The sequence below is a fragment of the Nannocystis pusilla genome, from assembly GCF_020073745.1.
Classification (GTDB): Bacteria; Myxococcota_A; Polyangia; order Nannocystales; family Nannocystaceae; genus Nannocystis; species Nannocystis radixulma.
In genome coordinates this window covers 1-19890 of record NZ_JAIRAU010000014.1, presented here as the reverse complement: position 1 = coordinate 19890, position 19890 = coordinate 1, and the positions used below count along the sequence as shown (strand labels likewise).

The 19890-nt window shown below is 70.1% G+C and carries 13 protein-coding genes; 6 read left to right on the top strand and 7 right to left on the bottom strand.

The window, feature by feature from the left end; translation table 11 throughout:
• Positions 1–201: 201 nt before the first annotated feature.
• Both K7C98_RS13325 and K7C98_RS13320 read right to left on the bottom strand, forming a co-directional pair.
• Positions 202–1239 (bottom strand): hypothetical protein, encoded by a 1038-nt coding sequence (locus K7C98_RS13325; RefSeq protein WP_224192014.1) that lies wholly within the window; start codon positions 1237–1239, stop codon positions 202–204.
• A gap of 242 nt (positions 1240–1481) precedes the next feature.
• Complete coding sequence (locus K7C98_RS13320; protein ID WP_224192013.1) at positions 1482–3836, bottom strand: FG-GAP-like repeat-containing protein; 2355 nt, start codon at positions 3834–3836, stop codon at positions 1482–1484.
• 619 nt (positions 3837–4455) lie between these two features.
• Between K7C98_RS13320 and K7C98_RS13315 the strand changes: the two genes are divergently transcribed.
• The 4 genes from K7C98_RS13315 to K7C98_RS13300 all read left to right on the top strand — a co-directional run bounded on the left by K7C98_RS13315 (position 4456) and on the right by K7C98_RS13300 (position 9152).
• Positions 4456–5505, top strand: coding sequence for a cyclic nucleotide-binding domain-containing protein (locus K7C98_RS13315; RefSeq protein ID WP_224192012.1), 1050 nt, complete (start codon positions 4456–4458; stop codon positions 5503–5505).
• Positions 5506–5821: 316 nt separating this feature from the next.
• Complete coding sequence (locus tag K7C98_RS13310) at positions 5822–6763, top strand: hypothetical protein (protein WP_224192011.1); 942 nt, start codon at positions 5822–5824, stop codon at positions 6761–6763.
• A 525-nt stretch (positions 6764–7288) separates the two neighbouring features.
• Positions 7289–8314: a ferritin-like protein gene (locus tag K7C98_RS13305; protein ID WP_224192010.1), complete on the top strand. Its 1026-nt coding sequence runs from the start codon at positions 7289–7291 to the stop codon at positions 8312–8314.
• A 136-nt stretch (positions 8315–8450) separates the two neighbouring features.
• Entirely contained in the window at positions 8451–9152 is a 702-nt protein-coding gene (locus K7C98_RS13300; RefSeq protein WP_224192009.1) for a thioesterase II family protein, read from the top strand.
• 94 nt (positions 9153–9246) lie between these two features.
• Here the strand turns inward: K7C98_RS13300 and K7C98_RS13295 are convergent, their stop codons facing one another.
• From K7C98_RS13295 to K7C98_RS13285, 3 genes are all read right to left on the bottom strand, one after another.
• Positions 9247–10779: a hypothetical protein gene (locus tag K7C98_RS13295; protein ID WP_224192008.1), complete on the bottom strand. Its 1533-nt coding sequence runs from the start codon at positions 10777–10779 to the stop codon at positions 9247–9249.
• A 614-nt stretch (positions 10780–11393) separates the two neighbouring features.
• Positions 11394–12563 carry a LamG domain-containing protein gene (locus K7C98_RS13290; RefSeq protein WP_224192007.1) on the bottom strand — a complete coding sequence of 390 codons (1170 nt, stop codon included), beginning with the start codon at positions 12561–12563 and terminating at the stop codon, positions 11394–11396.
• 353 nt (positions 12564–12916) lie between these two features.
• A complete protein-coding gene (locus K7C98_RS13285; protein WP_224192006.1) occupies positions 12917–14095 on the bottom strand; it encodes a serine hydrolase domain-containing protein in 1179 nt (392 codons plus the stop codon).
• 144 nt (positions 14096–14239) lie between these two features.
• Here K7C98_RS13285 and K7C98_RS13280 point away from each other — a divergent pair, with 144 nt between their 5' ends.
• Together K7C98_RS13280 and K7C98_RS13275 are read left to right on the top strand one after the other, a co-directional pair.
• Positions 14240–15577, top strand: a complete 1338-nt coding sequence (locus K7C98_RS13280; RefSeq protein WP_224192005.1) for a hypothetical protein — start codon at positions 14240–14242, stop codon at positions 15575–15577.
• Positions 15578–15789: 212 nt separating this feature from the next.
• The gene (locus K7C98_RS13275; RefSeq protein WP_224192004.1) at positions 15790–17037 is read left to right on the top strand and encodes a PAS domain S-box protein; all 1248 of its coding nucleotides are present in this window, start codon (positions 15790–15792) and stop codon (positions 17035–17037) included.
• Positions 17038–17085: 48 nt separating this feature from the next.
• Here the strand turns inward: K7C98_RS13275 and K7C98_RS13270 are convergent, their stop codons facing one another.
• Both K7C98_RS13270 and K7C98_RS13265 read right to left on the bottom strand, forming a co-directional pair.
• Positions 17086–18138 carry an alpha/beta fold hydrolase gene (locus tag K7C98_RS13270; RefSeq protein WP_224192003.1) on the bottom strand — a complete coding sequence of 351 codons (1053 nt, stop codon included), beginning with the start codon at positions 18136–18138 and terminating at the stop codon, positions 17086–17088.
• Between the two features lie 382 nt (positions 18139–18520).
• Positions 18521–19890 (bottom strand): c-type cytochrome (locus tag K7C98_RS13265; RefSeq protein ID WP_224192002.1); only part of this gene is annotated, 1370 nt, incomplete at its 5' end.

The following is a 19890-nucleotide window of genomic DNA, read 5'->3' as shown; positions in this document are numbered from 1 at the left end:
GGGGCCGACCCGCCCTCTATCGTGCCAGTGATGGTTCTCGACGCGTATCACGGCCTCTGTCGATTGCGGCTTGGGAGCCCACATTGCGGTGCAAGCCCCCAAGGCGCCCGTGTCGCACTGCGATTCAGCGCAGGTCTCGCCGATGCTCTGGCAAATAGCCGTGCACGTGTCGAGCCCGTCGGCGGCCGTGAAGCACTCGCGTCAGTCCGGGAGACCGCACTTCCCGACGTCCTCGAGCCCCGCCGGGGCCATGCCCGGCTCGAACCACGGCAGGCACTCCGCGTCCGCGCCCGCGCAGGTCGGATTCGTCAGGTCGCAGTACTTCAGGCAGCACCCGACCGCTCCTGGGGGGCACTCGGTCGCCAGCGCGGGATCGAGGCAGGCCAGCCCCGGATCGCAGGAGTTCGCCGGCCCGCACTCGTCGAACTCTTGCCCGCCGTCGTCGCTGGCGTCGACCACGCAAAAGAAGTGCTGCGAATCGGGAGGTTGCACGCACACCTCGTCGGCCGGGCAGTTTGACGCGAGCGGGTCGCACGTCGGCAGGCAGAGGGTCAACACTTCGTTGTTGGTGATGACGCAAGCGGTGGCCGGATCGTCGCACACCGGCGCGTCGGGGGTGCCGGTGCACTGGGGCACGCAGATGTCGCCCCAGCAGGCCAGCGCGAAGTCGCAATTGTCCGTCTGTTCGTCCCCCGACCCCTCCACCACGCACGGCTCGCCGGCCTGCGCCGGCGACTCTGCCACCGGCACGCAATGCAGCCCGTTCGGCGTGTTGCCGCCGCTGGCGAACGGGGCGCACTTCTGGCCGATCGGGCAGTCCTGCACCCACGGGTCGCACTCCTTGCCCTGCGTGCCGCCCGTGTCGGGCGCCCCGTAGATGAACCCGCCGCCCTCGGTCGCATCGCTGCAGCTCGCGCACTCGGTGCTGCTGCTCGAGATGCCGCCCGTGCTCGTGCTCGTGCTCGTGCCCGACTCGCTGTCGCTCCCGCCGGAGGTCGTGGGGATGCCCGTCACCGTCCCGTCCGTGCTCGAGCTGGTGCTCGTCGTCTCGCTGGTCGTCTCGCTCGCGCTGCCCGAGGCCGAGCCTTCTTTGGCCGGCCCGCACGCGGCGCCCAGCATCGCCAGCCCGACCGCCCAACTCCGCGCCGTCGCGCTCACCTCGTGCTGGGTCGCCCCGCAGAACGGACACACGACCTCGGAGACACGAACGTGGCGATCACAGCGAGCGCAAGGCTTCATGAGACAAGGGTACTCCTGCTGGTCTTTGAAAACAACAAAACCGGTAAATCTCCACTGGAAAATCCCGTTTTCCTCCTCCACACCCCGAGCCTCATGGGCTATTTCGCCCACCCTGGGCGGCGAATCGGCGCGAAGAATCGGCCCGGGGGGCGCGGAGACGCAGGGCTCGCAGGCCGCGAGGGCTGGGCGCTCGCAGGTGTATTGCCGCGACGCGCTCGGCCGCGGCACTTCGCCGCCCTGGTTCAGCCGATCGCCTTGCAGGCGGGGTCGAGGGTCGCCTTGTTGTTGTCGGTGCGGCACTCGTGCCAGGGGTGGTCGGGCGCGCCGTCATCGACGATGAGCACGAGCGGCTTGCTGCCGTCGATGAAGCCCGGCGGGATGTCGGGCAGCTCGAGGGTGAGCTCCTGGGCCTCGGCGGGGTAGAGCACCTTGGTGGTGATGCCGGAGCCGAGGAAGAGGCCGCCCTGGTCGGGGTCGCCCTCGTAGAAGCCGACCGGGACGCCGGCGGGGACGGCGGCCTGGCCGAGGTTGCGCACGCGAGCGTGGGCGCGGAAGCCGTCGAAGCACTCGGTGGTGCCGGACACGACGAGGTCGGGCGCGGCGAACTCGCCCTCGGGCTGGACGTTCTGGCGGAAGTTGTTGAGGCCCGGGGTGGTCCAGTTGGACGCTTCGACGGTGGGGATCGTGCCGTCCTCGGCGACGTTGGTGACGTGATAGGCGTGCTGGTTCCAGATCCGGCGCGTGCGCACCCACTGATTGTTGGCGTCGCCGAAGATCCGCACGCCGCGGGTCTTCATCTGTTCCGTGGGACAGATGAGGCTCGAGTAGTCATTGGAGGTGACGACGATGTCGGCCTGGCCGTCGTTGTCGACATCGGCGACCAGCGGGTACTCGTGCAGGGTGCCGGAGGTGTTGCAGACCTGCAGCAGGACGTCGCCGGTGGCGCCGTCGTAGATCCGCATGTACTGCTCGTCGGCGTAGACGACCTCGGCCGAGCCGGAGCCGTCGAAGTCGAACACCGAGCTGCCGGTGAACGCGGACGAGCAGTCCTGCGTCTGCTTGATCCACAGGAAGGTGTCGGCCGGGGCCACGTTCGGGTCGATGAGCTTCTTGCCGTCGAACACGGCGTAGCCGATGCCGCCGGCGACGCCGATGTCGGGGGTGCCGTCGCCGTTGAAGTCGGCGATGGTCGGCGGGCCGCCGCCGCCGATGTTGCCGGCGCTCTCGGCCGGGCACAGGTCGGGCGACAGCGGGCCGTTGATGTCGATGTCCTGGCGGACGATGACGAAGCCGCCGGGGGCGTTGGCGTCGTAGCGCCAGATGTTGAGGTCGTGGGTGCCGGTGCCGTGGACGTTGTCGATGCCGACGATCTCGGGCACGCCGTCGAGGTCGAAGTCGGCGACGGCGGGGAAGGTGCCGCCGAGGCCGGTGTCGGCGAGCACGGTGCCGTCGGCCGCGAGGACGCGGGTGGGCGTGACGATCTCGAGCTTGCCGTCGCCGGTCACGTCGGCGGCGATGCTCTTCTTGTTCCACCAGCTGCTGGTGATCCCGTCGATCGTGAGCTCGAGCGCGCCGGTCTTGCCGTCGAGCACGCTCGACTCGGTGAGGACCTCGACGTTGCCGTCGCCGTCGAGGTCGGCGAGCGAGATGTGGTCGCAGCCGACCGCCGCGGCGGTGATCCACAGCTCGGCGCCGGCCGCGGTGTAGGCGCGGACCTTGCCCTCGGCGGTGCAGGCGACGATCTCGTTGCCGGCGACGCCGTCGATGTTGCCGCCGGCGAGCGCGCGGCCGCCGAACAGGGTGTCGACGGCCGGCTTGGCCGTCCACTTCGTCACCAGCGCGCCGTCGACGATCGAGATCGCGTGCAGGGTGCCGTTGCTGCTGTAGTTGCCGTCGTCGAACGACATGAACACGATCTCGGGGATGTCGCGCTCGTCGACCTCGCCGTTGCAGTCGTCGTCGTCGAGCTGGATGACGATCGGCGGCATCATCACGCTGGCGTCGGTCCACGCGTACTTGAGCACCGGCTCGAAGCTGGTCTGCGGCTTGTATTCGCACTTCGGCAGGCAGTCGATGTCGTCGCCCTCGGGCACGACGCCGGGGTCGCACTCCGGCGGCTCCGGCAGGCACTTGCCGGTGGCCGGCATGAAGCCGCCGCCGCACTGGTCGCCGCCCATGCTGCCCGGCTGACCGAGCGTGTATTCACAATAGTTGCCGTCGCCGCACTCGGCCGCGTCGACGCATTCGGCGCCGGGGACGACGCACTGCTGGAATGAACACACCTGGTCGGCGGCGCAGCACAGGGCGCCGCAGGCGAGCGCGACGTCGCAGCAGATGTCGCCGACGCAGGTGCCGTCGGGGCAGCTGTCGACGCTGCAGGCGCCCGCGGTGGTGCCCGCGGATTCGGTGGCCCCGGCCGTGCCGGTGGTCGGCACGTCGTCGGTGGTGCCGTCGGTCGTCGAGGTCGGGGCGCCGTCGGTGACGGGAACGGTGGTCTCGGGCGGGATGACGGTCGCCGAATCGGCCGGGCGACCGCTGTCGCCGCATCCGGCGGCGATCGCTGCGAGGAGGGTGGAGGCCGGAATCGCGCGACGCATTGCGTGGATGGGACCACGCGGACCCGGACGATACAAGTCGGCGCTTGCGGATCGGGCCCTTCGCCGCGATCCGAGGTGCTCGGCGCGCGCACGAGCCCCGACTGCGGTTCGCGGATTCGCCCGGCGTGGTCGTCACGCGCGCGGTCGCCCGGCGCCGGCACGAATGCGATCGGCGTCGGCGCGGCGGCGAGCGAATCGGCCGGCGACTGCGATGATTCGCGCCGAGGATGAGATGCCGCGCACCGGCGCGGCCTCGAGCGGCGATTGCCCGGGGAGCAGCGCGGCTCGATCGCGGCGTCGAGGATCGAGGTTCGTCGGCGGCACCCGGGCGCCGAGCGAGACCCGACGATCGCGGCCGGAGGATGGACATGTCCTCGAGGGCATGTCCGCATGGAAATGCTGTCGAGTGCATGTGATCCGGATGGTCGGGGAGATCCCGCGGCCGGCGAACGCTCCGTCGCCGGGCGCGTCCGGCGGATCCGCCGTGAACGTCGTCCGCAGGCGGTCGCGGGGCCGGCGGACACGAAACGTGACGGACCTTCGTCGGCGCGTCGCAGGAGGCCCGCCGCGTGACGGATCCGCGTGGCGCGAGGTCGAAGACCGGGCCAGAGGAATGGCCATGGATCCGCTGCTCATCGCGCTGTCGACGGCGCTCGAAGAGGTGCCCGAGGCCGCGTTGCGAGCGTCGCTTCCGCTGTGGAGCGTGGTGCGGGCGCGCGAGCAGACGGTGCTCTGGCGCCAGGGGCGGCCCGCGGACGCGTTCGCGCTGATCCACGCCGGTGCGCTCGACGTGCTGGTGGACGGGACGGTGATCGGGCGCGCCGTCGCGGGCGAGACGATCGGCGACGCGGCGCTGTACGCCGGCGACGCGCGGCGGTTCGCCAGCGTCCGCGCGAGCGTGCGGCCGCAGCTGCTGGTGCTGACGCTGGACTCGGTCGCTCACCTGCGCGCGCACGCGAACCCGGTCCACGAGGCGCTGCTGCGGCGGGCGATCGGAGGGGCGGTGGAGCGCGCCGTGGCGTTCGAGCGCGTGCTGGCGCAGCTGCAGGTCGGCAACTTCGCGGCGCCGTCGTCGACGTCGTCGGGCCTGTTCCGCCGGCTGTGGCGACGCATGGCGAGGGGGACGCCGGATCCGGCGGACTGCCCGCCGCTGGCCGGGCTGCTGGCGCAGCACCCGTTGCTGGCGCGTACGAGCACGCAGGTGCGCGAGGCGATCGCCCAGGCCTTCACGCCGCAGGCGTTCCGGGCGGGCCAGGTGCTGAGCTGCCAACGCGAACACGACCCGCGCGTGTTCGTGCTCGCCGCGGGTCAGGCCGACGTGCTGCGGACGATCGACGCGCAGGGCGGAGCGCTGCTGCTCGGGCGGGTCGAGCCGGGCGCGATCGTGGGGGTCGATGCATTGACAGGAGCGGCGCGCACGGCGTCGATCGTGGCGACGGCGCCGGGATGGGTCCACACAATGACGCGAGAGGCGTTCGAGCGCCTGCCCATGGCCGCGCGCACGGCCTGGCTCGAGGTGACGCTCGCGGTGTCGGTGCGGCGATACGAGGCGGCCGCGCTGGCGTTACAGGCGGCGATCGCCGTGTTCGCGACGCGCCACGAGGAGACGATGCCGGCGATGTCGCAGGCGGGCGAGGAAGAGCGCGGCGAGCCGTGGAAATACCGCTAGCGCCTGCAGCGAATGCGGGTGCGCTTCACCGGCGTCGATCGACGCGCGGGGTGGTACGAGCGTGTCGATGAATTCTCCGATCGTCGCCTCGGCAGGTGGCGATTGAGGGCACACGGGCGCTTCCGCACAGACGACCTCAGCGACGGGCGAGGCCGTCCGAAATCGTCGAGGTTCGACGGATCGAGGCGACCTCGACCTGCTGGAAGAGGTGATGCGTTGGCCACATGGCCGGCGATCCGTCACGGCGGCCGCGCGTCGTGTGCGCGGAGCTCGTTGCCATGGCGCTCGCGGACGACGGCCGGTAGGATGCGAGGCGATGATTCGACGAAGCGCTCCGCTCCTCCTCGGCACGTGGTTCCTCGTTGCGATGGCCCCGGCGTGCGGCCCCGCGTCTCCGCCGGCGGATACGACGGCGAGCGAGGGCACGGGCGCGAGCTCCAGCGGCACGACGACGGCGACGCCGACGAGCGGCGGCCCGGCGACGGAGCCGCCGAGCGAGACCGAGGCGACCGCGAGCGGCGAGTCGACGGCGACGGAGCCGGTGGTGACGGGCTCGACGTCGCCGGGCTCGACGTCGACGGGGCCGGGCTCGACGTCGACGGGGCCGGGCTCGACGAGCACGACCTCGACGGGCGCGGAGACGACGACGTCGTCGACGACGGGCGAGTCGAGCTCGAGCACGGGCGACGGCCCTGGGCCGGCCTCCTGCCCGCCCGTCGATTGCCAGCCGATCTTCTTCGAGGACGAGAACCACGACCTCACGGACATCGAGTCGGGCTGGCTGTTTTGCAACGAGGGGACCGTTCATTATCGCGAGGAGGCGATCGACTGCGCGCACGAGGTGTTCTGGCCGAAGTGCGAGGGCCAGGGCGGCGAGTGTGCGACCGACGGCGATTGCTCCGGCAACGAGACCTGCGCGAACATCTACGGCGACTGCTACTGCACCGCGCAGTGCATGTCGGACAGCGATTGCGGCGACGGGCAGATCTGCCTGTGCGCGGGCGACCTCCCGGCCGTCGGCGCCGACCTGGCGCTCAAGAACCAGTGCGTCCCCGCCGACTGCACCGCGAACGCCGATTGCGCCGGCGAGTGCGGCTGTCGCGGCGACAAGTTCTTCTGCGGCACGCTCGAGGGCGCGTTCTGCCCGACGCCGGACGACGAGTGCGAGGACGACGAGGATTGCGAGGACGGCGGGTACTGCGGCTGGGACTCCGACCAGAAGCGCTGGGTGTGCCAGGGGTGGGGGATCTGCGAGTGACAGCCGGTCTCGCCCGCGAGGGCGGGCTCATCACGATCCGGGCGCCGCACGCGAACTGTCTGCGGGCCCGTCGCGTCGACGCCGGCTCCTCGTGCCGGGTGAAGGTGTTCCCGATCAGCCCGAACTGCGAATCCACGGCCTACATCCGGAGCCGCACCGCGGGCAGTCCGACGGCGTATTGAGGTGCACGGTCACGATCACCGTGGGGTCCAAGAGCGGCAGCGAGGCCGCGACGCCGATCGTCAAGTGGGACGCGTGACGGCGCGGGCGCGCAGGAATGCGCGCTCGCGCGGTGCGAGGCGCGAATGCGTCGAGCTCGTGGGATTGCGCGGGTGAGCGCCGATACACCGCAGTTTCCGTGCGCGATTCGGACGCGTGGTCGAGCCCGGTGGGCGTCGGGCGGGCGCCCGCGGGCGCCCAGCGGCGTTTCGTCGAGTGTCGCGCGGGGATTCGTCATTGATTCTTGCGAGTAGCCTGATAGGATGCGCCTCATCGAGGTATCGACCGACGACATCGGAGACGCCAATGCACAGTGACTCCTCCTGGACCCCCGAAGCCCTGCTCGACCACCTGCAAAAAGCCGTCTACCTCGAGCTGTGGACGATCCCGCTCTATTTGACGGCCGCTTACTCCTTGCAGGTCCCGGGCTCGGACGCGCAGCATCCGCCCACGCTGACGCCCGTCCGCAGCCAGAAGAACCCCAACCGCAGCCGCGAGCAGCTCGCGTTCAACAACATCTACTCGATCGCGGTGCAGGAGATGCTGCACCTCGAGCTGGCGTCGAACCTGTTCAACGCCCTGTTCGCGGCGAAGGGATACGCGCCGAAGTTCACGGGCGAATGGGCGCCGAGCTACGCACAGTTCCCGCCCTGGATCGGGGTGAAGCTGCCGGTGCAGCTCGGGCCGGTGAACGAGGCCCAGATGTCGCTGCTGGCCGCCGTCGAGACCCCCGAACCGAAGACCGATCCGGCGCCGAACGGGCCGCAGCGGGTCTACGATTCGATCGGGCAATTCTACAAGGCCATCGAGCAGGGGCTCGATCAGCTGTGGGACAGCCTCTACGATCCGGCGGCGGACCACCGCCAGAAGAGCGAGTTCGCCGATCCGAAGTTCCCGGGCGACGACTACACGGGCTTCAGCGCCGTGATCGGCGGCGACAAGGCGACCGCGCGCAAGCAGGCGGACCAGGCCATCGCGGCGATCATCGGCCAGGGCGAGGGCAGCCGGGGACCGTTCATCTCCTCGGATCTGCGCCCTGAGGACCTCGACGACCTGGAAGATCGCGTCAGCCACTTCGCTCGCTTCCGCATGGTCCAGGCGCTGCTGAAGTTCGGCGGGCCGCTGCGGACGTACGCAGCGACGGGCAGCGACGGGCTCGCTGCGGCGCAGGCGACGCTCGACGGCGGCTTCTCGCAGCTGCTGCAGGCGCTCGAGCAGGGCTTCGGCGGCGACGCGGACCTGGATCTCGGGGCGATGTGGGCGTTGCCCGGGCAGATCGTGGCGGTGTGGGCCGCCGGTGGCGTGCCGGCGTTTCAGTACGTGAAGCGCTGAAGCGAGTGCCGGGAGCGAGACCGCGGTGCGCGGATTCGCGGCGTTGACATCGCCGCGCGGGGCTGGTTCCCTGCGCGCCGCGAGCATGGATCCTTCACTCTGGTTGCCGAACGCGGACCCGCGGCCGAACACGCGAATGCGCCTCCTGTGCTTCGCCCACGCGGGCGGCGGCTCGGCGCCGTTCGTGCGCTGGGGCGCGGCGATGCCCGAGGGCGTGGCGGTCTGCCCGGTGCGCCGGCCGGGCCGCGAGAGCGCGTATTCGCAGCCGCTGCTGCGCGATACCCGGGCGATCGTGGACGGGACGCTGCGGGCGCTGCAGCCATTGCCGCCGTGCCCGACTGCCCTGTATGGTCATAGCTTCGGGGCGCTGGTCGCCTACGAGGTGGCGGCGGCGATGCAGGCCGCCGGGGCGACGCCCGAATTGCTGATCGTGTCGGCCAAACCCGCTCCCCACATCCCACCGGCGCTGCCCAACCTGGCGCATCTGCCGGACGAGCAATTCGTCCGCGAGCTCGATCGGCTGTACGGCGGGATCCCCGGCGAGGTCAAGGCGGTCCCGGAATTGCTGGAGCTGATGCTGCCGGTGATCCGCGCCGACGTGGCGGCGTCCGAGAGCTACCGCCACGCGCCTGGGCCGCCGCTGCGCTGCCCGATCGTGGCCTGCAGCGGCCGCGACGACCGGGCGGTCGAGCCGGAGCGGCTGCGCCGCTGGGGGGAATTGACGGCCTGCGAATTCGCGGCGCTCGAGTTCCCCGGCGGGCACTTCTTTCCGTATGACCCGGGGTCGGGGTTCCTCGGGATGGTGCGCGAGCAATTGTCGCGGCGGATCGGCGCATAGAACTCGGGACATGTCCGAGTGGACATGTCCCGACGGTCCCGTGGAATTTGTCGCGGGCAGGCTCACCGCTGTGAGCCGCCCGGGCGGGGGCGCGTCACTGCGGCGGCGGCGGCGGCTCGTACGCGTCCTGGCAGACGCCGATCTCGAGGATGAGATAGAGGAGGACCAGCTCCTGCGGGGTCAAGCCGATGTACGAGTCCGAGAATTCGGCCATGTGGTAGGTCGTGAACATGATCTTGCCGCAGCCGTAGTGGCCGGTGATGGTCAGCGGGCTGGGGGGGTTGTAGGGGACGTTGTAGCCGTCGCCGGGGCCCTCGATCCAGGTCTTGTGGCCGACGTCGATCTGTCCGCCCATGCCGTCGTCGACGAGCACCGGCGGGGTCGCCTGCACCCCCGACCAGTTGTCGACGGTCTCGATCAGCGGGAGCTGCGAGATCACCGGGTGGTCGGAGCCGCCGTTCTGCGGGTTGATGTTCTTGAGGCCAGGCGGCAGCGCCTCGAGCCACGCCAGCATGTCGGGGTCGAGGACCGTGCCGAGCGAGTCGTAGGGGGTGAGCAGGTCGGCCCCGCCGAAGTCGAGGTCTTGATAGAACGTCTGGTACTGCTCGAAGCCGGCCGCGAGGTACTCGTTGGCCCAGTCGGACACGTAGAACTTGCCGCCGGCCGCGACCCACTTGCGCATGTTCTCCTTGCCCAGTTCGGACTCGAACTCCGAGACGTACGTGTCGGAGGTGCAGGGCAGGAACAGGATGTGGTACTTCGACAGCTTGTCGTAGTCGAGCACGAGCTGGCTCATCGAGCCGACCGTCGCGTACAGGTTGCCGCCGCCGTTGTCCCACATGTCGAACTGCTGCGTGCCCTCGACGAGCGTCTCGGAGTAGAAGTTCGGGTCGATGAGGGTGTCGCCGAGACCGAGCTTGCCGAGCGCGTCCTCGAGGCGGTCGAACGAGCCGAGCCCGAGCGCGATGTTGGGGATGTAGAGCCCGTTCGCCTCGTCGCGGTGGTCCGGCAGGCTGGTCGTCTCGGCCGTCAGCGGGTTGGCCCCGGGCGCGAGCTGGACCTCCGTCACGCGCATGAACTGGCCCTTCTGCACCACGATGTACTTCGAGCTCGAAGGCACGGGCAGGTCGAAGCTGCCGTCGGCCTTGGTCAGCGCGAACTGGGTCTCGCACGGGAGCTGCACGCACTCGGCGCAGTACACCTCGTTGGGGATGCCCTCCGGGATCGTGTCGGTCGCGTACACGAGCGCGCCGCTGACGGGGATGACCTGGTTGGGCGCGTAGACGGTGCCGGTGATGTTGGCGTCGTTCGGGAGGATCGGACAGCCCTGCTCGGTCTCGCCCTGGGTCTCGCCGGAGCCGAGGTCGAACTTCGTCACGTCGTTGTCGGTGGTCGAGCTGGAGCTCGTGCTCCCGGTGGTGGTCGGGTCGCCGCTCGTGCTCGTCGTCGGTACCGTGTCCCCCGTGATGGTGCCCGTGCCCGTGCTCGTGCTCGTGCTCGTGCCCGGGGGAGTATTGCCGGTCGTGGGGTCGATCGTGGCCCCGCCCATCGTGGCAGCTGGATCGGTCTCGCCGCATCCGATGGCCAGCAGCAGTGAGCAGAACAGGGTCGGGGATAATCTGTACACGCGCATTTTTGCCCGGCAGCATACTGATGTGACGGGAGCGGCGCAAGCTCCGTGACGTCGACGGGCGCTCGTCGACGTCGACCGACGCGAGACCCGAGTCGTGTGTGTCGATCCACGACTGCTCCTGGTGCATGACCGGCGCCCGTATGCGCGAACCCACTGGCCTTTCCCACTGGCCTGTCGCCGGAGAGCGCCGCGGAGAGTCATGAACGCCGCGATGGCTGGTCTCGACGCCCGCGCCCCGGGAGACGGAGCGAGGTCGTGTGCGAGCGGTTGCACGGCAAACCGCACGGCACGATCTGGAGGCCCGATTCACGGAGGGCGTTCACGCCGGCCACGCGCATCGCAATCCGCGAACAATCGTCCCGCCGACGCGTCGCGAGCGGTCGGTTGTCCAGGCCCCCATTCGCTGGCACTGGGACCGATACCCCCACGCGCCGAGGTCGGTGCCGTGCAGCTGCAGGCGGCGAGGAACGGCGCGGGGAGCCGTGTGTCTCGAGCGACGGCCCCGCGGAGGATGTGTCCGCGGGGCCATGTCTGAAGCGTCATGTCAGCGGAATGAAGTGTCCGCCGGGACATGGCCCAAACGCCATGTCAGCGGCGCGGGCGGTCGATCACGTGCCGGGGCACTCGAGCACCCACGCGGCCTCGCCGTTGATGGTGCCCTCGTTGGCGTTGTCGGTGCTGTCGGCGGTGACGGTGCCCTCGCCCTCGTCGAGGCGCCACAGCGCCAGGGCGTCGGCGTCGGGGATCCAGCCGATGGCGGGGTCGAAGTCCTCGGTGTAGCGGGCGCTCGCGGACACGCGGACCTCGAAGACCTTGCCGTCGAAGAAGAAGCCGTCCGACACGCGGGCGCCGATGTGGAGCGGGAGCTCGGTCTCCACGAACAGGGTCGGCACCTTGGCCCCGACCACGCCGTCGACGGCGATGTAGACGTCGGTGCCGTCGTAGATGCCGGCGATGTGGTGCCACTCGCCCGAGGAGATGGCGTTCGGCCAGGCGGCCTTGATCCAGTCCGAGCCGTCGGGCGCGAGGATGTAGGGCTTCGAGTTCTCGATGCCGAGCTCGAAGTTCTTGAACTGCTCGGCGTTGTCGACCTGCGAGACGATGGCGCGCTGGCCCGACTGGTCGCCCGGGTTGACCCACGCCTCGACGGTCCACGCGGTCGGGGCGGTGATGAACGCGGCGCCGATGTAGTCGTCGTTGCCGTCGAAGTCGACGCCGGCGCACACCGGCAGGACGGTCGCGGCGGCGGTGCCCGCCGGGCCGTCCTCGGTGCCGTCGTTCGGCGTGGCGCTGCACTCCCAGACCTGGCCGATCTCGAGCTGGTCGGCGGTGACGGTCTCGCTGGCGATCCCCGCGTCCTCGCCGTCGCGCGTCCACGCGAACGCGTAGGTGATCGAATCCCCCTCGGCGTCGTCCGACTCGGTGGCGACGACACAGGTCAGGTCGTCGACGCGCGTCGGCATCGCCGGCTCGATCGCCACCTCGGGCGCGGTCGGCGGGGTGTTGACCGGCGGCGCGGTGGTCTCGGTGGTCTCGCTGGTCTCGGTCGTGGCGGTGCCGTCAGTCGTGTCGGTCCCGGTCGGCTCGGTCGTCGTCATCGGCACCGTGGTGCTGGTCGTCGGATCCGGCGGCTCGCCGGTCGTGGTCGACGTGTCGGTGTCGGTCTCGGTGTCCGAGTCGGTGTCGGTCGTGGAGGGGTTCGTGGGCGTGCAACCGACGACCGTGGAGGCGACAAAGAGGCAAAGCAGGGATTGGGTCCGGGGGTAGTTCATCGTCATGTCGAATTCCTCAAGGTGGCGCGTTGCGCGCGAAGCGCCGCCAGGGTAACACACGCGGAACTTCTGGTGCCATTCCCGTGCGAAAGGCGTGAATTGTCCTCGCCTCGCCCGCGCGCGCGCGAACACGGCCCGCGCGCGCCGCTCGGCGGCAGAGTCGGCCCCTCGGCCCGTGGCGAGCCCGCGGCGAGATCGGCGGAGATCCGAAAGACCATGACCGTTCGGACAGGTTCGCGCGCGACCGCGGCCGGGCCGGCTCCGCCGAGAATCAGGGCCAGGCCCCGGGCGCACCGGCGGATCTGCCGAGCCGCGGGCGCGGGTCTCGAGCGCGTCGTGCCGCGCGGGCGAGTGCGGCGTCAATGGGCTCGAGCGTCGTCGTCGGCGAGGTGTCGCGCGATGCGATCGGCCAGCTCGACCAGCCTGGTCTGGGCCTCCGGATCGGACTCGTTGGCCAGCAGCACGAGGCCCAGCTGGCGCTCCGGGTAGAGGACGAGGTAGCTGCTGAAGCCGAAGGTGCCGCCGGTGTGCCAGATCGTGCGCGTGCCGTCGGGCTCGGTGTCGACGTGCCAGTGCAGGCCGACGGCGTCGCCTGCGGCGGTGACCGTGACGCGGTGGCCCTGCGCGACGACCTCGTCGCTCTCGTCGAGCTGGTAGGCGACGAACCTGAGCATGTCCGCCGCGCTGGAGAGCAGCCCGCCCGCGGATTGCAGGTCCTGCATGTCGATGTACGGCATCTCCGCGCCCGTCGCATCGTGACCCCGCGCGAGCTCGGCCGGCAGCGGGTCGGCGTGAAAGCCGGTGCGATCCATGCCGAGCGGGGCGGTGATCCGCTGCTTCACCAGCGTGTCGAAGGGGGCGCCGTGGACGTGCTCGAGGATGAGCGCGAGCAGCTGCGCGGCGGCGTTGGAGTGCGCGGGACGGGTGCCGGGCGCGGCGGCGAGGCGGACCTGGTGGAGGTCGCGGTAGAAGTCGGCGCGGCGGTAGTGGCGATGCTGGGCGACGATCGCGGCGGGGATGGCCTCCGGCGCGAGGTCGCGGAACAGCTCGGGCCGGTCCGGCAGCCAGTTGGGCAGCCCCGAGGTGAGATTGGCCAGGTGGACCACGCGGATCGGGTCACCCTGGTATTCGAGGTTGGGGTAGGGCTCGGGCAGATGGCGGCGGATATCGTCGCCCAGCCGCAGCTTGCCGTCGCGCACGGCCTGCGCCAAAAGGACGCTGGTGAAGGTCTTGGTGAGGGAGCCGATCTCGTAGAGCGTCCGCGCCGTGATCGGAGCGCCGGTGGCCTTGCTGGCGAGGCCGAAATCATAACACTCGGCCGCGCCGCGGTGCACGACGCCGATCGAGACGCCGACGGCCGGCGGAGAGCGGAGGAACGAGTCACCGAGGTCGGTGATCCGCGGATCGACGCCGACCGCACACGCGGGCGCCGCAGCGCGGGTGGTCGACTCGGGGGCAGGGCCGTGAGGCGGGCGCGAGCGGCCGCCTCCGCAAGCGAGGAGCAGCAAGGCGGTGGCCGCGGAGAGGTCGAGGCGCATGAGGCCGCTCCGATACTACCAGGGACCCCGTGGGGCTGGAGCGATCGACCGGGCGCAGGTCCGTGTCGCGACCTCGGATTCGCCGATCGCGGCGGACGCTTCGCGCTCGAGCGGGTCCGCGGATCGATCTACGATGAGGCGACCATGCCGCGAATTCCGTCCGTGGATTCACTCGCCGCGTCGCTCGTGCTCGCCGTGTGCCTCGTCGCGTGCGGCACGGACGCGAGCTCGGGCTCGACAGTCGCCGGCGAGACCGGGAGCGTGACGAGCAGCGACGGATCGACGACGGGCAGCGGAACGGCCGCGGCCGGGTCGACGGGCACCTCCGCGGAGGCGCCGACGACCGGCAGCGCGACGACCATCGCGGACAGCTCGACGACGGGAGGCGCGGTGTCGGACACGGCGGCGAGCACGAGCGGCCCGGACGGCACGTCGACGACGGGCGAGCCCGCGAGCACGGGCGAGGCCCCGGAGACGGGCGAGGAGCCGCCGCCGGTCGACGCGTGCGCGGACCAGGACGAGGCACCGCCGGCCGTCGCCACGCCGAAGGCGATCAACGACGACCCGGCGTTCATCCAGGTCTATGTCAACAACATCGAGAACCTGAAGATCCAGGGCGAGCAGTGCCCCGGCGACTGGACCGATCTGATCGCGTACATGAAGTCGATCAAACCCAGCCCCGATCTGTTCCTCGTGCAGCAGATCTCGGACGCGGCGCAGCTCGACACGCTGGTGGCGCGCATGACCGACGAGCTGCCCGGGATCTTCGAGGGCATCATCGCCGACGCCGACCCGTGGACGCAGCTGTCGCCGTGCGGCAAGGAGAAGGAGAAGCAGACCAATGCGATCATCATCCGCCGGGGCCGCTTCTCCACGGTGGGCGAGAAGCACGTGTGGCAGTCGTGGGTCAAGAAGGACGGCGAGTGCGTGCGCAATCACCAGGCGCGCACGCGCAACGTGATGATCAAGCTCCACGACAAGATCGCCGGCAAGGACATCACCGTCGCGTCGATGCACTGGGCGACCGCGCAGGGCGACGGGCCCGATCCGGCCTGCGCCGAGGCGAACGTGCTCGAGGTCGACCAGAAGCTGCACAAGAACGGGTTCGGCGGCGACCTCGTGATCTTCGGCGGCGACTTCAACGAGCCCGATCGCAAGGACAACGGCGATCTGCGGCCGTGGTACGCCGAGGCCAACGGCGACGCCGGCGGGGCGCTCAACTACCGCGACCCGATCTATCGCGCGTGCAAGACCGGCGGCGGGCTGCAAGCCTGCCTCGACGACAACTGGACGATCGGCAGCGAGCGCCGCATCGACATGCTGTTCGGCCAGGACGGCCAGGGCTGCCGCGCCCGCTCGCGGCGCGCCCACACGATCACGTTCAACGAGGCCGAGGCGGCGGCGCTGGACCTGACCGGCGACAGCGACCCGAACCTGAACTACTCCGAGCATCGCGGGGTCCGGGCGGAGTTTTATTATTGAGGTGACCAGGCGGGTCGCTCCGGCAGGGTTCGAGCTGTCAGAATTGCAAGGGAGTCCGGCCGGGGCCTCCCGAACAACAACGTGATGGGGGATGGAATCGGCGCGCATTGGCGGACCTGAGCGCCAGCGCGCGCGCCTGGGCGAGACCTGTCTATTCGTTGCGGATCTCGCAGGCGACGCATACCATGCCGCGAGGGGTTATGATGTTGGAAGTGGGCGAGGAGACGGAGGGTCTCCGGGAGCAGGTCGAACGATTGCAGCGCCGCGTCGCCCAGCTCGAGCGCAGCGATGCCATCCACCGCAAGACGATCGAGGCGAGCCCGGACGTCTCTTTCCGATTCGGGATCGACGCGGTCTGCACCTACGCCTCTGCGGCGCTCGTCGATGTCCTCGGCTACGCGCCGGAGGAGCAGGTGGGCCGGCCCATCTTCTCGATCGTTCATCCCGACGATGACGAGATGCCGCGACAGCTGCGCGAGCACGCGCTCGCCACGTTGCCCGGCGTGTCGTCGACGGACCGCGTGGGCCCGTTCCTGAGCCGGCTGCGGCACAAGCACGAGCACTACGTATGGGTCGAGAGCACGGTCGTCGTCATCCGCGACCCCGAGACCGGCGCCGTCGAGGAGTTCGTGCTGACGGCGCGCGATGTCGGCGGGCGCGTCGAGGCCGAGTCCGCCCTGCGCGTCAGCGAGGCGCGCTTCAAGACGATGCTCGACAACCTGCAGGTCGGGGTGGTCGTCCAGGGCGCCCGCAGCGAGATGCTGATGTACAACGAGATGGCGCTCGAGATGCTCGGCCTGACGGCCGACCAACTGATGGGCCGCGATTCGTTCGACGCGCGTTGGGCGACGATCCACGAGGACGGCTCGCCCATGCCCGGTGACCAACACCCGGTCGTCGTCGCCATCAACACCGGCAAGCCGGTGCGCAACGTGATCATGGGCGTCTACCGCCCCGCCTCCGAATCGCGCGTGTGGCTGCTGGTGTCCGCGAGCCCGCAATTCGACGCGGCGGGCCGGGCGTTCCAGACGGTCTGCACGTTCACCGACATCACGGCGCAGAAGGGGGCCGAGGCGCTGATCCGCGAGCAGAAGGAGCTGCTCGAGCGGATGAGCTCCCCGATCATCCCGATCGCGGCCGGTGTGGTGGTGCTGCCGCTGATCGGTCAGTTCGACGCCGCACGGGCCGAACGGATCCTCGACGCGGTGCTCTCCGGCGTCGCGCAGCACGGGGCCCGCGTCGTCATCCTCGATGTGACGGGGGTCTCGATCGCCGACGCGCCCTTCGCCGGGAGCCTGCTGCAGATCACCCGCGCGGTCGGTCTCCTCGGCGCGAAGCTGGTGATCACCGGCGTGACCCCCGCGATCGCCCAGACCCTCGTCGGGCTCGGCATCGACCTCCGCGGCCTCGTCACCCGCGGCACGCTGCAGGACGGCGTGGCCTTCGCACTCGCGCGCTGAGACGTCCGCTCGACGGGCCCGCGTGCGCGCGGGCGGACGCGGCGGCGATCAATAATGGCAGTCGTCGGAGTCCGCGATCGCGACGACGAGGGCCTGCGGGTTGGAGAATTGGAGCACGTGCACCGCGTCGGGCCCGAGCACGGGCACGAAGCAGTGCGACGCCGAATCGCCGGTCAAATGTCGGTACAGGGTCTCGCTCTCGGCGAGCTGGACATAGATGTCCTCCTCGTAGGCGATCGCGCGCAGGCGCGTGCCCTTCTCGAACAGGTCGGCGTCGGCCGAGGGGCGGGCGGTGAATGGCCCGGTCCCGTTGAGCTGGTGGATCGCGCGCAGCGGCTCGCCGAGCGCGTTGAAGCCGCCCGCCTCGATCTCCTCGGGCGTCAGCGCGCCGGGGACGACGTTGTTGTCGCGGTCGGTGAAGTAGAACGCGGGCCACAGCGCGACCGGGATCTCGAACAGCTGGCCGAGCCCGGGCTCGTCGACCGCGAACGCCTGGAGCAGCCCCGACAGGTCGCCGCTGTCGCCGAGCGCCCAGGGGACGTCCGCGGGCAGATCGGAGGCGACGAGGATCGCGTCGCGGATGCCGAACCGCTTGCGCAGGCTGCTGCCGTCGTCGACGAGCCGCTGCTGCAGCATCTGCACGAGCGTGCCGCCCATGCTGTGGCCGAGGATCGTGCGCGGCCGGATCTTGCGCTGGTGGAGGCGTCCCAGCACCTCCTCGAGGGCGGTGACGTAGTCGAACAGGTCGAGGTCGCCGAACAGCGCGCCCTCGGGGAGCCCGCTGTTGCCGCGCACCGGCATGTCGGTCACCAATACGCACGCGTCCTCGCCGAGCGCGTCGGCGTACGGGCGCCACGACGCCGCCGCGAACACCCCGCCGTGGACCGCGAACTGACAGTTCTTGGCCTGGCCCCGCGGGTCGAGGTGGCCGAAGACGTTGACGAAGAGATCGACGGTGACGCCCGGCCTTAGCTCGACATCCTCGAGGAGAAACCCGGGCGTACCGTCCGCGCCGATGTCGAGCTCGATAGGAGAGCCGCCCTTGCGCGCCTCGACGGTCGAATCGCCGGAGATATCCGCACATCCTGTCAGCAACGCCACGAGCGCGGCGAACAGCCCACGTTGTCCATGATCGACGATGTTCATCCCATCGGTTATGCCAGCCGCGACGTCGCCGGGGAAGCTGTTTCCGCGTGTCTCACACTGTGGTCATTCGTGTTCGCCAGGTCGGGAGGCATGAATCCGCGCGGCTTCGCATTCATGGGTCGTCGCCTTCACCTGACCACGTTTGGCGAGCGGTCGAAAGGCCACATGGATGAATCTACGCGAAGTACAATCGCAGAGGGGGGATCGGCTTCGCGGGCAGACGCCAATAGAGCAGATACCGGGAGGTCGCCCGGGACACCACGACGCGATATTTACGCCAGCCGCGTGCGCAGAAGGCGTCCGGGGCGGACGTGGCGGCAGGATTCGTCGCGTCGGGTCAGAGCGTCTTCAGGTACTCCAGCAGGGCCCGGCGCTCGGTGTCGTCGAGGTGATCGCCGAAGGTGTGGCCGCCGTTGCCATAGCCGAACAAGGTGGTGTCGTAGATGAACTTGCGCTCGCTCTCGGGCGCGTCGCTCCAGGCCGTCGCCGGCTCCCACGGCCAGCCGAGCGCGGCCTCGTCGAAGTTGGTGCTGTCGTAGTCGAGTCGCCGCCAGGTGATCGGCCGGGCCGTGCTGTCGAGCACCAGGGCGATGCTGGGCACGGAGCCGTTGTGGAAGTACGGGGCGGTGGCCCAGATGCCGTCGAGCGGCGGCGCGGTGTAGCCGGGCGTCGGATCGTCGGTCACGACCTCGGAGAACATCCCGTAGTACGAGTCGTTGAACCACTGGCGCAGGTGGTGATAAAAGCCGCCCTCGGCCGCCTGCCTGGCGAACGAGGGATCGGTGCCGATGACGTCGATGGGGATCAGCAGGTTGGGGAAGCTCTCCGCCTCGGGGTCGTCGGCGTAGGTGCCGTGACAGCCGGCGCAATTGCACTCGAAGATCTCCGCGCCGTCGGCGGCGAGCGCCTCGTCGATGGCGAAGGGGTAGCTGGGCGCCTCGATCGAGGCGATGTAGGCCTGGATGTCGGCGAAGTAGTCGACGATCGGGGCGGCCTCCTCCACGCTGTCGGTGCACAGCGACGAGGCCAGGACCATGGTCCCGCGGTGGTCGCCCCGCGACATGCCGTTGGCGAAGTTGCTGGCCTTCTTGCCGACCCGCCACCACGGCGGCGGATCGGCCGGGAGCACCAGGTCGGTGGAGAGCTCGTACAGCGGCTCGTCGCTCCACGCGAGCGTGACCGGATCGCGGTGCGAGAGCAGGACGAGCGCGAACATGACGGCCGGGTTGGCGCCGATCGTCATCATCGTCGAATAGGGCCCGAGCGCCGCGGCGCGCGCCTTGAACTTGTTGAAGGAGGCGTTGGCCTCGCTGGTCTCGGGGAGGTCCGGCAGCGGCTCGGCGAAATCGCTGAGCGAGGTGGTGAAGTCGGCCGAAGCCTTGCCGAGGCCGACGATCAGCTCCCCGTTGAAGTAGCCGGCGTGGCACTGCAGACAATTGGATACGACCAACTCGCTGCCGTCGGAGCGGCTGACCACGTTCCACGCGTGGCCGACCTCGGCGTTCTTGCCGGTGCGACCGGGCAGCGGCTCCTCGACGCCGAGCACATTCTCGGCGAAGCCGAACAGGTCCCACGGGATCCCGCAGCTGACGTAGTCCTCCGTCAACAGCGCGGTGTAGCCCGCCGCCGGATCACCGGACGGCAGCTCGGGCATGGCGATCGGGGTGCCGCTCTCCCAGGGACCATGCTTGCAGGACAGGCCCTCGG

What these genes read in the sequence shown, in the direction of transcription:
- K7C98_RS13325 (WP_224192014.1), bottom strand. Translation starts at nt 1,239, where the DNA reads ATGAAGCCTTGCGCTCGCTGTGATCGCCACGTTCGTGTCTCCGAGGTC.
- K7C98_RS13320 (WP_224192013.1), bottom strand. Translation starts at nt 3,836, where the DNA reads ATGCGTCGCGCGATTCCGGCCTCCACCCTCCTCGCAGCGATCGCCGCC.
- K7C98_RS13315 (WP_224192012.1), top strand. Translation starts at nt 4,456, where the DNA reads ATGGATCCGCTGCTCATCGCGCTGTCGACGGCGCTCGAAGAGGTGCCC.
- K7C98_RS13310 (WP_224192011.1), top strand. Translation starts at nt 5,822, where the DNA reads ATGATTCGACGAAGCGCTCCGCTCCTCCTCGGCACGTGGTTCCTCGTT.
- K7C98_RS13305 (WP_224192010.1), top strand. Translation starts at nt 7,289, where the DNA reads ATGCACAGTGACTCCTCCTGGACCCCCGAAGCCCTGCTCGACCACCTG.
- K7C98_RS13300 (WP_224192009.1), top strand. Translation starts at nt 8,451, where the DNA reads ATGCGCCTCCTGTGCTTCGCCCACGCGGGCGGCGGCTCGGCGCCGTTC.
- K7C98_RS13290 (WP_224192007.1), bottom strand. Translation starts at nt 12,563, where the DNA reads ATGACGATGAACTACCCCCGGACCCAATCCCTGCTTTGCCTCTTTGTC.
- K7C98_RS13285 (WP_224192006.1), bottom strand. Translation starts at nt 14,095, where the DNA reads ATGCGCCTCGACCTCTCCGCGGCCACCGCCTTGCTGCTCCTCGCTTGC.
- K7C98_RS13280 (WP_224192005.1), top strand. Translation starts at nt 14,240, where the DNA reads ATGCCGCGAATTCCGTCCGTGGATTCACTCGCCGCGTCGCTCGTGCTC.